The organism is Janibacter sp. DB-40, assembly GCF_029510815.1.
Lineage (GTDB): Bacteria > Actinomycetota > Actinomycetes > Actinomycetales > Dermatophilaceae > Janibacter.
Genome location: NZ_CP120360.1, coordinates 580,520 through 593,499 on the forward strand (window position 1 = coordinate 580,520; position 12,980 = coordinate 593,499).

9 protein-coding genes are annotated in these 12,980 nt (G+C 68.4%); 8 read left to right on the plus strand and 1 reads right to left on the minus strand.

Annotated elements, in window-relative coordinates; all coding sequences use genetic code 11:
- The first annotated feature begins 153 nt into the window (after nucleotides 1–153).
- The 3 genes from PVE36_RS02830 (at nucleotide 154) to rplL (ending at nucleotide 2,262) form a co-directional block, all read left to right on the plus strand.
- Entirely contained in the window at nucleotides 154–957 is an 804-nt protein-coding gene (locus tag PVE36_RS02830; RefSeq protein ID WP_277454438.1) for a hypothetical protein, read from the plus strand.
- A 252-nt stretch (nucleotides 958–1,209) separates the two neighbouring features.
- Nucleotides 1,210–1,800 carry a 50S ribosomal protein L10 gene (gene rplJ, locus PVE36_RS02835; protein ID WP_277454439.1) on the plus strand — a complete coding sequence of 197 codons (591 nt, stop codon included), beginning with the start codon at nucleotides 1,210–1,212 and terminating at the stop codon, nucleotides 1,798–1,800.
- Nucleotides 1,801–1,869: 69 nt separating this feature from the next.
- The gene (gene rplL / locus PVE36_RS02840; protein ID WP_277454440.1) at nucleotides 1,870–2,262 is read left to right on the plus strand and encodes a 50S ribosomal protein L7/L12; all 393 of its coding nucleotides are present in this window, start codon (nucleotides 1,870–1,872) and stop codon (nucleotides 2,260–2,262) included.
- Nucleotides 2,263–2,346: 84 nt separating this feature from the next.
- On the opposite strand, the gene PVE36_RS02845 is transcribed toward rplL, so the two are convergent.
- A complete protein-coding gene (locus PVE36_RS02845) occupies nucleotides 2,347–3,603 on the minus strand; it encodes a phospholipase D-like domain-containing protein (RefSeq protein ID WP_277454441.1) in 1,257 nt (418 codons plus the stop codon).
- A 361-nt stretch (nucleotides 3,604–3,964) separates the two neighbouring features.
- Between PVE36_RS02845 and rpoB the strand changes: the two genes are divergently transcribed.
- The 5 genes from rpoB (at nucleotide 3,965) to PVE36_RS02870 (ending at nucleotide 12,868) form a co-directional block, all read left to right on the plus strand.
- Nucleotides 3,965–7,447, plus strand: coding sequence for a DNA-directed RNA polymerase subunit beta (rpoB, locus tag PVE36_RS02850; RefSeq protein WP_277454442.1), 3,483 nt, complete (start codon nucleotides 3,965–3,967; stop codon nucleotides 7,445–7,447).
- Between the two features lie 141 nt (nucleotides 7,448–7,588).
- Nucleotides 7,589–11,470 carry a DNA-directed RNA polymerase subunit beta' gene (locus tag PVE36_RS02855; RefSeq protein WP_277454443.1) on the plus strand — a complete coding sequence of 1,294 codons (3,882 nt, stop codon included), beginning with the start codon at nucleotides 7,589–7,591 and terminating at the stop codon, nucleotides 11,468–11,470.
- Between the two features lie 224 nt (nucleotides 11,471–11,694).
- Nucleotides 11,695–11,970, plus strand: coding sequence for an HU family DNA-binding protein (locus tag PVE36_RS02860; protein WP_277239273.1), 276 nt, complete (start codon nucleotides 11,695–11,697; stop codon nucleotides 11,968–11,970).
- 83 nt (nucleotides 11,971–12,053) lie between these two features.
- Complete coding sequence (locus PVE36_RS02865) at nucleotides 12,054–12,341, plus strand: hypothetical protein (protein ID WP_277454446.1); 288 nt, start codon at nucleotides 12,054–12,056, stop codon at nucleotides 12,339–12,341.
- A complete protein-coding gene (locus PVE36_RS02870) occupies nucleotides 12,341–12,868 on the plus strand; it encodes an N-acetyltransferase (RefSeq protein ID WP_277454447.1) in 528 nt (175 codons plus the stop codon). Before PVE36_RS02865 ends, PVE36_RS02870 begins: the two co-directional genes overlap by 1 nt.
- The last annotated feature ends 112 nt before the right edge of the window (nucleotides 12,869–12,980 follow it).

Here is a 12,980-nt window from a genome sequence, read left to right on the forward strand (position 1 = left end):
GGTCCCGATTGCGGGACCGGCGCCCCTTCGCCGTGTCCACCCGCTTGTGCACGCGGCGTGCACGCGGCGGTCAGGTTCCGCCCAGCGGCGGTGTCCACACTGACGGCGTACGGCCGCCCAGCGGCCATCCGCGACGAAAAGGACGATCCGACGATGAAGACGACGACGACCGCGACCACCCTCGGCGCGGCCACGCTCATCGCACTGGCAGGGTGCGGTTCCGGCTCCGGCACTGACGTCAGCGAGGGCGACAGCGTCACGCTGGACGCGCTCAGCAAGGACGTGAACGCCGCGATGGAGGGCGCCGGGACCGGTTCGATGAAGGCGACGTCCACCAACGTGGACCTCAAGGGGGACTTCGAGCTAGGGAAGAACGAGGCGGCGAGCATCACCGGCACGACGGGGGAGCAGCCCGTCGACGTCCGGGTGGTCGACGGGCTGCACTACCTCAAGGCGCCCTCGCCCGAGGTCACGCAGAAGGGCAAGACCTGGATCAAGGCCGACCCGGAGAGCAAGAACCCGCAGGACCAGCAGCTCGCCGGCTCGATGGAGGCCATGGCCGACCTGAGCGATCCGCTCACGGCGATCGGCGGTGCGGACGACGTGGATGCGAAGGTGGCGAAGGTCGAGGACGGCAAGGTCACCTACGAGATCGCCCTGTCGAAGAAGGAGATGGGCAAGGTGCTCGAGCAGCAGGCCAAGGACGCCGGCAACGAGCAGGGGGCCGCCATGGCCGCCCAGCAGGCCCAGAAGACGACGACGACGCTCGTGGTCGACGAGGACGACCTCCCCGTCAAGGCCACGACGAAGGCCGGGGACGCCACCCTGGACGTCGCATACTCGGGTTGGGGTGACGACGTCACCATCGAGGCCCCACCGAAGGAGAAGGTGGGCACGCTGAAGGTGCCGAGCCAGGGCGGCGGTTCCGCCGGTCCCGGTTCCTCGCCCTCGAGCTGACACGTCGGGGCCGCCGGACCCGTTTTGACCAGCGGGGCGGCGGCCCCTATCGTTGTCCTCGACCACTGACCGCCGGTTGCCGCACCTGCTTGCAGGAGTGGCTGAAGGTTCCGCCGAGAGCGGGCGACCAGCGCAGGCCACGATTCGCGAGCCACGCCATGCGTGTGCGCCCTCGAGCCCCGTGCCCTGTGCCGGGGCTCTTCTCTTGTTCCGGGCCCGACCCGGTGGCACCACACGAGAAGGGAGGCCCGCATGGCGAACGCTCAGAAGGACGCCGCCATCGCCGAGCTGACGGAGAAGTTCCGCAGCTCCGGTGCGGCCGTTCTCACGGAGTACCGCGGTCTGACCGTGGACCAGCTCGCCGAGCTGCGCAAGAACCTCCGTGGCAACGCCACCTACTCCGTGGTGAAGAACACGCTGACCGCGCGCGCTGCCAAGGAGGCGGGCGTCGAGTCCGCCTTCGAGGGCCAGCTCGTCGGCCCGAACGCGATCGCCTTCGTCGAGGGCGACCCCGTCGAGGCCGCAAAGGGTCTGCGTGACTTCGCCAAGGAGCACCCCCTCCTGGTGATCAAGGGCGGGATCTTTGACGGGAACCCGCTCTCGCCGGAGCAGATCAACCAGCTCGCGCAGCTCGAGTCGCGCGAGGTGCTCCTGGGCAAGCTTGCTGGCGCCATGAAGGCCCAGCTCACCCAGGCAGCCCAGCTCTTCAACGCACCGCTCTCGCAGACCGCTCGGGTCGTCGACGCGCTGCGCCAGAAGGTCGAGGAGCAGGGGCCGCAGGCATGGGCCGACGAGGCCGCGCCTGCCACCGAATCCACCCCCGAGGGTGGCGACGAGGCCTGAGGCAGACGCCTCGAGCCCAACCACATCACGCCACTCACGGCGGAAAACTCAGCAGAAAGGACGCCCATCATGGCGAAGCTCAGCACCGACGAGCTCCTTGAGGCCTTCAAGGAGATGACCCTGATCGAGCTCTCCGAGTTCGTCAAGCAGTTCGAGGAGACCTTCGAGGTCACCGCCGCGGCCCCGGTTGCCGTTGCGGGTGCCGCCCCGGCGGCCGGCGGCGGCGACGCCGGCGCCGAGGCCGAGGAGCAGAGCGAGTTCGACGTCATCCTCGCGTCGGCCGGCGACAAGAAGATCCAGGTCATCAAGGAGGTCCGCGCGCTCACCAGCCTCGGCCTCAAGGAGGCCAAGGACCTCGTCGACGGCGCTCCCAAGGCCGTTGTGGAGAAGGTCGACAAGGAGGCCGCCGAGAAGGCCAAGGAGGCCCTCGAGGGCGCCGGCGCCACCGTCGAGCTCAAGTGATCCCTCCCCGTCTGTGACGGGGAACCACGGATCTGCCGAAGGGCGGGTCGCACCACGGTGCGACCCGCCCTTCGCGCGTACGCCCTAGAGAAGGGGTCGCCAGGGGGAGAGGATCCCCTCGGTCACCCGGTTGATCAGCGGGCGCTCCGTCCACTCCTCCAGGGTCAGCTCGGTGCAGTTGCCGGAGTCCAGCGCGAAGACCCGCTCCAGGTGCTCGGCGACCGAGGCATCGAGGACCTCCATGTTGACCTCGAAGTTGCCGGCGAGGGAGAGACGGTCGATGTTGGCGGTGCCGATCGTCGACCACACCCCGTCGATCGTGGCGGTCTTCGCATGGACCATGGCGTTCTCGAAGCGCAGCAGGCGCACACCCGCCCGGAGCAGCTTGTGGTACCCCACTCGGGAGAGCCAGTCGGCGACGATGTGGTTGCTGTAGTGCGGCACGATGATGCGCACGTCCACGCCGCGGCGGGCCGCGTTGACGAGGCTGCGGGTGAAGGCGGTGTCGGGGATGAAGTAGGCCTGCGTCAGGTAGATGCGGTCCTGGGCGCGGTCGATCGCCTCGAGGTACATGTTGCGGATCGGGTAGACGTAGTCGACCGGGACGTTGCGGTGCACGCGTGTCGTGCGACTCCACGTGCGCCGGCGGGGCTGGGGGAGGAGGGGCTTGCCGCCCTGCTCGTTCCAGTAGTCGACGAAGGCGTTCTCGAGCTCGACGACGATCTCGCCGGCGAAGCGGGCGTGGGTGTCGCGCCACTTCGTGGCGTAGAGGCCACCGATGTTGTACCCGCCGACGTAGGCGGCCTCGTCGTCGACGACGAGCAGCTTGCGGTGGTTGCGGCCCCAGTTGTGCGGCATGAAGAAGGCCGGCCCCCCGGAGACCAGGGGATGGCGCAGGACGTGGATGCCGTCGGGCAGGGAGGCGTAGAAGGAACGCGGGACGACGAGGTTGGCGAACTCGTCGAAGACGACGTACACCTCGACGCCGCGCTCGTGGGCGGCGACCAGCGCATCGCGGAAGCGGCCGCCGACCTCGTCGCCCTTCCAGATGAAGGTCTCGAAGTAGACGCGTTCCTGCGCGGCGTCGATGTCGGCGAGCATGTCCTCGAAGAGGTCCTCGCCGTAGGTGTAGACCCGCACCTCGCCTCCCGGCACGGGCAGTGCCCGGGCGGGAGCGCGCGGGAACTCGCGCTCGGGACGGCCGCGGCGGCGGATGCTGTCGAGGGCGAGCAGCCCTGCGGCCGTGAACAGCTGGGTGCCGAGGGCGGCGCCGGCGGTCCGTCGCACCCAGCGGCGGGCGCTTGCTCTGCGAGGTCGTCGGAGAGCGGCACGGGGGGTCATGGGTGCCACCCTAGGCGGAGGGCGAAGGGGGCCGGGCCCCTGATCGCGGTCGCGACCCGCCGCAGGTGTCCCTTGACGTCGCCTTCGTCGTCGTCCATTCTCATGGCGTCGAATCATCCGGCGGAGCGCCTCCAGCGCGCTCGGCGCCGTGGACCACCCTCGAGCCGTCGGCTCGACCGGGTTGGACACCCGTGCACTTGTGCATCTAGACTGTCGCTTTGCGCTGCCCTTCTCTTGTCGTGGCCCCCGTCGGATCGCTCGAATCCCCTCAGCGCTGAGGTGTGTGGAGCGGTCGATCGAGGTCGTGACTGGTGGCTGTGCACCGTCGCCCGACTCTCTCGGCCCGTGGAAGGATCCATCCTTGGCTGCCTCGCGCACCGCTTCCCCGATGTCCACCGCACAGACTGCCAGTGGCCGTCTGTCCTTCGCGAAGATCCGCGAGCCCCTCGAAGTCCCCGATCTCCTTGCGCTGCAGACCGAGAGCTTTGACTGGCTCCTCGGCAACGAGAAGTGGCAGGAGCGTGTCGCCGAAGCCATCGAGGCCGGGCGCCGCGACGTGCCCGAGCGCTCGGGCCTGGAGGAGATCTTCGAGGAGATCTCGCCGATCGAGGACTTCTCCGGCTCGATGAGCCTCTCCTTCCGGGAGAGCCGCTTCGAGGAGCCCAAGTACTCCGTCGATGACTGCAAGGAGCGCGACCAGACCTACTCGGCCCCGCTCTTCGTCACCGCCGAGTTCATGAACGCCGAGACCGGCGAGATCAAGAGCCAGACGGTCTTCATGGGTGACTTCCCGCTCATGACCGACCGCGGCACCTTCATCATCAACGGCACCGAGCGCGTCGTCGTCTCGCAGCTCGTGCGCAGCCCGGGCGTCTACTTCGAGAGCACCCCGGACAAGACCTCCGACAAGGACATCTACTCGGCCAAGGTCATCCCCAGCCGCGGTGCCTGGCTCGAGTTCGAGGTCGACAAGCGCGACATGGTCGGCGTGCGCGTCGACCGCAAGCGCAAGCAGTCGGTCACGGTCCTGCTCAAGGCCCTGGGCATGACCTCCTCGGAGATCCTCGAGGAGTTCGGTGACTTCGAGTCCATCCGGGCGACGCTGGAGAAGGACACGGTCGAGGACCAGGACGCCGCGCTGCTGGACATGTACCGCAAGCTGCGCCCGGGCGAGCCGCCCACCCGTGAGGCCGCGCAGAACCTGCTCGACAACCTCTACTTCAACCACAAGCGCTACGACCTGGCCAAGGTCGGTCGCTACAAGATGAACCGCAAGCTCGGGCGCGAGGTCGGGCTCAGCGAGTCCGTGCTCACGCTCGAGGACGTCGTCGCGACGCTGAAGTACCTCGTCGCCCTGCACGCCGACCAGCCCACCCTCCCGGGTGTGCGTGACGGCGAGAGCGTCGAGGTGCCGGTCGAGGTCGACGACATCGACCACTTCGGCAACCGTCGCCTGCGCAGTGTCGGCGAGCTCATCCAGAACCAGATCCGCACGGGTCTGTCCCGGATGGAGCGCGTCGTCCGTGAGCGGATGACCACCCAGGACGTCGAGGCGATCACGCCGCAGACCCTGATCAACATCCGGCCGGTCGTCGCCTCCATCAAGGAGTTCTTCGGCACCAGCCAGCTGTCGCAGTTCATGGACCAGAACAACCCGCTGTCGGGCCTGACGCACAAGCGTCGCCTCTCGGCGCTGGGCCCGGGCGGCATCAGCCGCGACCGCGCCCAGATGGAGGTCCGTGACGTCCACACCTCGCACTACGGCCGCATGTGCCCGATCGAGACCCCCGAGGGGCCGAACATCGGTCTCATCGGCTCGCTCGCGAGCTACGGGCGGATCAACGCCTTCGGCTTCATCGAGACCCCCTACCGCAAGGTCGTGGAGGGTCGCGTCACCGACGAGATCGTCTACATCTCCGCGGACGAGGAGGACAAGGTCGTCGTCGCCCAGGCGAACGCCGTCCTGCAGGACGACGGCCACTTCCGCGAGGAGCGGGTGCTCGCCCGCACCCGCGGCGGTGAGGTCGACCAGGTCCCGGCCGAGGACATCGACTACATGGACGTCTCGCCGCAGCAGATGGTCTCTGCCGCGACGGCGATGATCCCCTTCCTCGAGCACGACGACGCCAACCGTGCCCTCATGGGCGCGAACATGCAGCGTCAGGCCGTGCCGCTCGTCCAGGCCGAGGCCCCCTTCGTCGGGACCGGCATGGAGCACCGGGCCGCGCTCGACTCCGGTGACGTGGTCCGCGCCGACAAGGCCGGTGTCGTCACCGAGGTCTCCGCCGACCTCGTGACCGTCCTCCAGGACGACGGCGGCAGCCGGACCTACAAGATGATGAAGTTCTCCCGGTCCAACCAGGGGAACAGCTACAACCAGCGCGTCATGGTCGCCGAGGGTGACCACCTCGAGGCCGGCCAGCTGATCGCCGACGGTCCCGCGACCGACGGTGGCGAGATGGCCCTGGGTCGTAACCTGCTCGTGGCGTTCATGCCGTGGGAGGGCTACAACTACGAGGACGCCATCATCCTCAGCCAGCGCCTGGTCCAGGACGACGTCCTCTCCTCGATCCACATCGAGGAGCACGAGGTCGACGCCCGCGACACCAAGCTCGGTCCGGAGGAGATCACCCGGGACATCCCGAACGTCTCCGACGACGTCCTCGCCGACCTCGACGAGCGCGGCATCATCCGCATCGGTGCCGAGGTCCGCGACGGCGACCTCCTCGTCGGCAAGGTCACCCCGAAGGGCGAGACCGAGCTGACCCCGGAGGAGCGCCTGCTGCGCGCGATCTTCGGTGAGAAGGCGCGCGAGGTCCGCGACACCTCGATGAAGGTCCCGCACGGCGAGACCGGCACGGTCATCGGCGTCAAGGTCTTCGACAAGGACGAGGGCGACGAGCTGCCCCCGGGCGTCAACCAGCTGGTCCGCGTCTACGTGGCCAACAAGCGCAAGATCACCGACGGTGACAAGCTCGCCGGCCGCCACGGCAACAAGGGCGTCATCTCCAAGATCCTCCCGGTCGAGGACATGCCCTTCCTCGAGGACGGCACGCCGGTCGACGTCGTGCTCAACCCGCTGGGTGTCCCCGGCCGCATGAACATCGGCCAGATCCTCGAGCTGCACCTCGGCTGGGCGGCCAGCCGCGGCTGGGAGATCGCCGGCAACCCCGAGTGGGCCGAGATGATCCCGCAGGACGCGCGCCAGGCACCGCCGAACACCCGCGTCGCCAGCCCGGTCTTCGACGGTGCCGAGGAGGAGGAGATCACCGGTCTCCTCGACTCGACGCTGCCGACCCGCGACGGTGACCGGCTCATCGGTGCCTCCGGCAAGGCCCACCTCTTCGACGGCCGAACCGGTGAGCCCTACGAGGACCCGGTGTCCGTGGGCTACATGTACATCCTCAAGCTGCACCACCTCGTGGACGACAAGATCCACGCGCGCAGCACGGGTCCGTACTCGATGATCACCCAGCAGCCCCTGGGCGGTAAGGCCCAGTTCGGTGGCCAGCGCTTCGGCGAGATGGAGGTGTGGGCCCTCGAGGCCTACGGCGCCTCCTACGCCCTGCAGGAGCTGCTGACGATCAAGTCCGACGACGTGACCGGTCGCGTCAAGGTCTACGAGGCCATCGTCAAGGGGGACAACATCCCCGAGCCCGGCATCCCCGAGTCCTTCAAGGTGCTCATCAAGGAGATGCAGTCCCTCTGCCTGAACGTGGAGGTGCTCAACTCCGAGGGCGGCACCATCGAGATGCGCGACAACGAGGACGACGTCTTCCGCGCCGCCGAAGAGCTCGGCATCGACCTGTCCCGGCGCGAGCCGAGCAGCGTCGAAGAGGTCTAGCATCCGGAGGCTTCCGGCCCCTGCGGGCCGGAAGCCCCCCGGACTCCCCTCGAAATACCCGCCTGGCCGGCCCGGTCGGCCCATCGGGAACAGAACTTATCGAGAGCCATCCTCGAGAGAACGAGAGTAAGGAAGCACATAGTGCTGGACGTCAACTTCTTCGACGAGTTGCGCATCGGCCTCGCCACTGCGGAGGACATCCGCGCCTGGAGCCACGGCGAGGTCAAGAAGCCCGAGACCATCAACTACCGCACCCTGAAGCCGGAGAAGGAAGGCCTCTTCTGCGAGCGCATCTTCGGCCCCACCCGGGACTGGGAGTGCTCCTGCGGCAAGTACAAGCGGGTGCGCTTCAAGGGCATCATCTGCGAGCGGTGCGGCGTCGAGGTCACTCGCGCCGGCGTGCGCCGTGAGCGCATGGGCCACATCGAGCTCGCCGCCCCGGTCACCCACATCTGGTACTTCAAGGGTGTCCCGTCGCGCCTGGGCTACCTGCTCGACCTCGCCCCGAAGGACCTGGAGAAGGTCATCTACTTCGCGGCGTACATGATCACCAGCGTCGACGAGGAGCAGCGCCACACGGACCTGCCCTCGCTCGAGGCCCAGATCGAGGCCGAGAAGAAGGAGCTGGAGAACCGTCGCGACGCGGACGTGGAGAAGCGTGCGCAGAAGCTCGAGAAGGACGTCGCCGACCTGGAGGCCGAGGGCGCCAAGTCCGACGCCAAGCGCAAGGTCCGCGACTCCGCCGAGCGCGAGATGAACCAGATCCGCAAGCGCGCCGACCAGCAGGTCGAGCGCCTCAGCCAGGTCTGGGACCGGTTCAAGAACCTCAAGGTCCAGGACCTCGAGGGCGACGAGATGCTCTACCGCGAGATGCGTGACCGCTTCGGTCTGTACTTCGAGGGTGGCATGGGCGCCGCGGCGCTCCAGAAGCGTCTGGAGTCCTTCGACCTGGACGCCGAGGCCGAGAAGCTGCGCGAGATCATCGCGACCGGCAAGGGCCAGAAGAAGACCCGCGCCCTCAAGCGCCTCAAGGTCGTCACCGCCTTCCAGACCACGGACAACAAGCCGGCCGGCATGGTCCTGGACGCCGTCCCGGTCATCCCGCCGGACCTGCGTCCGATGGTCCAGCTCGACGGTGGCCGCTTCGCCACCTCGGACCTGAACGACCTGTACCGCCGCGTCATCAACCGCAACAACCGCCTCAAGCGACTTCTCGACCTCGGCGCGCCCGAGATCATCGTCAACAACGAGAAGCGGATGCTGCAGGAGTCCGTCGACAACCTCTTCGACAACGGTCGTCGCGGTCGTGCGGTCACCGGTCCGGGCAACCGGCCGCTGAAGTCCCTGTCCGACATGCTCAAGGGCAAGCAGGGGCGCTTCCGCCAGAACCTCCTGGGCAAGCGCGTCGACTACTCCGGCCGCTCGGTCATCGTCGTCGGCCCGCAGCTGAAGCTGCACCAGTGCGGTCTGCCCAAGGCGATGGCGCTGGAGCTGTTCAAGCCCTTCGTGATGAAGCGGCTGGTCGACCTCGACCACGCCCAGAACATCAAGTCGGCCAAGCGCATGGTCGAGCGTCAGCGCTCGGTCGTGTGGGACGTCCTCGAAGAGGTCATCACCGAGCACCCGGTCATGCTCAACCGTGCGCCCACGCTGCACCGTCTGGGCATCCAGGCCTTCGAGCCGCAGCTGGTAGAGGGCAAGGCCATCCAGATCCACCCGCTCGTGTGCACCGCCTTCAACGCGGACTTCGACGGTGACCAGATGGCCGTCCACCTCCCGCTGAGCGCGGAGGCCCAGGCCGAGGCGCGGATCCTGATGCTCTCGAGCAACAACATCCTCAAGCCGGCCGACGGCCGCCCCGTCACCATGCCGACCCAGGACATGGTCATCGGCTTGTTCCACCTCACCTCCGAGGTGGCGCGCGAGGGTGAGCACCTGCGGTCCTTCACCTCGACCGCCGAGGCCCAGATGGCCCTGGACGCCGGGGAGATCAAGGTCGGGAGCCCGATCCGGATCCGCCTGGAGGACATCGTGCCGACGCCCGGTGTCGAGCTGCCCGAGGGTGCCGAGCCGAACGAGGCCGGTCAGCTGGCCACGTGGACCACGGAGACGACCCTGGGACGCGCGCTCTTCAACGCGACGCTCCCGGTGGACTACCCCTACGTCAACGAGCCGGTCGACAAGAAGCAGCTGTCGACGATCGTCAACAACCTCGCCGAGCGCTACTCCAAGGTGCAGGTTGCCGCGTCGCTCGACGCCCTCAAGGAGGCCGGCTTCTACTGGGCCTCCCGCTCCGGCACGACCGTGGCCGTCTCCGACGTCGTCACGCCCGAGCGCAAGCCGGAGATCCTCGCGATCTACGAGGAGAAGGCGACCAAGGTCCAGAAGCAGTATGAGCGCGGTCTGATCACCGACGACGAGCGTCGTCAGGAGCAGATCGAGATCTGGACCCAGGCGACGAACGAGGTCGCCGCCGAGATGCAGGGCAACTTCCCGACGGACAACCCGATCTACCGGATGGTCTCCTCGGGTGCCCGAGGCAACTGGTTCCAGCTGCGTCAGATCGCCGGTATGCGTGGCCTCATGGCCAACCCGAAGGGCGAGATCATCCCCCGACCGATCCGCACGAACTTCCGTGAGGGCCTGTCGGTGGTCGAGTTCTTCATCTCCACGCACGGCGCCCGCAAGGGTCTGGCCGACACCGCCCTGCGCACGGCCGACTCGGGGTACCTGACCCGACGTCTCGTCGACGTCTCCCAGGACGTCATCGTGCGTGAGGAGGACTGCGGCACCTCGCGTGGCCTGGCCATGCCGATCGCGCAGTTCGACGAGCTGACCGGCACGCGTCGTCTCCACGACGACGTCGAGTTCACCGCCTACGGCCGGTGCGTCGCCACGGACGTGGAGCACGAGGGCACCGTCATGGCCGAGGCCGGCTCGGACCTCGGTGACGTCGTCATCGACCGCCTCTACGCGGCAGGTGTCGACGAGGTCAAGATCCGCTCGGTCCTCACCTGCGACTCCAAGGTCGGCACCTGCGCCAAGTGCTACGGGCGTTCGCTGGCCACGGGGCAGCTCGTCGACATCGGCGAGGCCGTCGGCATCGTCGCGGCGCAGTCGATCGGTGAGCCCGGCACCCAGCTGACGATGCGCACCTTCCACACCGGTGGTGTGGCCGGTGACGACATCACGCAGGGTCTGCCGCGCGTCGTCGAGCTCTTCGAGGCCCGCACGCCCAAGGGCGTCGCGCCGATCGCGGAGGCCGACGGCCGGGTGACCATCGAGGAGACCGACAAGGGTCGGCGCATCCTGCTCGTCGCGGACCGCGACGGCGAGGAGCACGCCTACCCGGTGACCAAGCGTTCGCGCCTGCTCGTCGAGGACGGTCAGCGCGTGCCGGTCGGTACCCAGCTGGTCCAGGGCGCCATCGACCCGAAGCAGGTCCTGCGCATCCTCGGCCCGCGCCACGCGCAGAAGCACCTGGTCGACGAGGTCCAGAACGTCTACCGCCAGCAGGGTGTCTCGATCCACGACAAGCACATCGAGGTCATCGTCCGGCAGATGCTGCGCCGGATCACGATCCTCGAGTCGGGTGACACCGGTCTGCTCCCGGGCATGCTCGCCGAGCGGGCGCAGTTCGAGACGCAGAACCGTCGCGTCGTCTCCGAGGGCGGTCGCCCGGCCTCGGGTCGTCCGGAGCTGATGGGTATCACCAAGGCCTCGCTGGCCACGGACTCCTGGCTCTCCGCCGCCTCCTTCCAGGAGACGACCCGCGTCCTCACCGAGGCCGCGATGGAGGGTCGTTCGGACCCGTTGCTGGGCCTGAAGGAGAACGTCATCCTCGGTAAGCTCATCCCGGCCGGTACGGGGCTGCCCCGCTACCGCAACGTGGACGTCGAGCCCACCGAGGAGGCCAAGGCCGCGATGTACTCGCTGCCGAACTACGACGAGTACGCCTACCCGGTCTTCGGTCCGGGGTCCGGCGAGGCGATCCGCCTCGACGACCTCGACCTGGACGTCTGAGCCACGCGTCTCGAAGGAAGGGGGGCCGGTCACCGTGCAGGTGACCGGCCCCCCTTCGCGTCCGGTGGTGCTGGTGTGACGAATGAGGTCACCACGGCGGGTCTTTCGCCCAGGATCGCCGGAAAATCAAGGGAAACACGCCGTCCGCGAAGTCGACGTCGGGACCGCGTTCGTGGTTGATTGGACTCTGTTCGAGACCACGAACTTCACAGATGGAGAACCACATGAACAAGTCTGAGCTCGCCAGCGCCGTCGCCGAGAAGGCCGGCGTGTCCGCGTCCTCGGCCTCCGAGGTCATCACCGCCCTCCAGGCGGTCCTGTCCGAGTCCGTCGCGAAGGGTGAGAAGGTGACGGTTCCCGGCTTCTTCAGCCTCGAGCGCGTCGAGCGCGCGGAGCGCAAGGGCCGCAACCCGCAGACCGGCGAGGAGATGACGATCCCGGGTGGCTACGCCGCCAAGCTGTCCGCCGGCAGCGCCCTCAAGTCCGCTGCCAAGGGCTGAGTACCACCACACACGAAGGGGGCCGGTCACCGCTGCGGTGACCGGTCCCCTTCGTCGTGGACGCGCCCGGTGACGATGAGAGGATGGAGCCCGTGCCGGACTCCGACGACAAGCCCATGACGCTGCGGGCGACCGCGGCCCGCTGGGCCCTGGGCAGCGTCCTCGCCGTGGGCGCGGTGGCCCTGCTGCTGAAGCCGGGTGGTCTGAGCAAGCTGCTCGCCCTCGTCCTCGCCGGTGCCGCCGCGGCGACCTTCGCCCGCCGCTCGCGCACGGACGCGGGGATCATCTCGGTCGTGCTGCTCGCCGTCGCGGCGTTCTTCCTCGTCGCCTTCTTCAGCGGCAACAGCGAGTGGATCACGGACCGGTACTGATGCGCGACGACCTGGTCATCCGCCGGGAGCACCCGGACGACGGGGCACCCACCCTGCAGCTCCACGACGTGGCCTTCGGCGTCCCGGAGGGGCGAAGGGAGTCGCTCGAGCGCGAGCTGGTCCGCGGGTTGCGAGCGGACGGCTCGGTCATCGAGGAGCTGACCTTCGTCGCCGAGCTCGAGGGCGAGGTCGTCGGACACGTCGTGTGCAGCCGCGCCACCCTCGGTGAGGCGCCCTCGGTGGGGCTGGGGCCCATCGCGGTGCTGCCCGGGCACCAGCAGCAGGGGATCGGGGCCGCTCTGCTCATGTCGGTCGTGGCCAGTGCCGAGCGCCTCGCCGAGCCGGTGATCGTGCTGCTGGGGGACCCGGCGTACTACGGGTTCTTCGGCTTCGTCCCCGCGTCACGGCACGGGATCGCCTCCCCGGGGCCGTGGGACGACCAGTACTTCCAGGCCTTGACGTTGCGCGCCTGGCGACCGGAGCTGGCCGGGCCGTTCCGCTACGCGACGGCCTTCGAGCGCCTGTAGGGATCGTCGATCGAGGGTGGGATTCGGGGGGATCCCGGGGGCGCAGGCCCGCCAGGGCCGTGAGCCTCCGGGGGTTCGGATTTGTGAGGCTTTCCACGCCCCGGTATCGTTG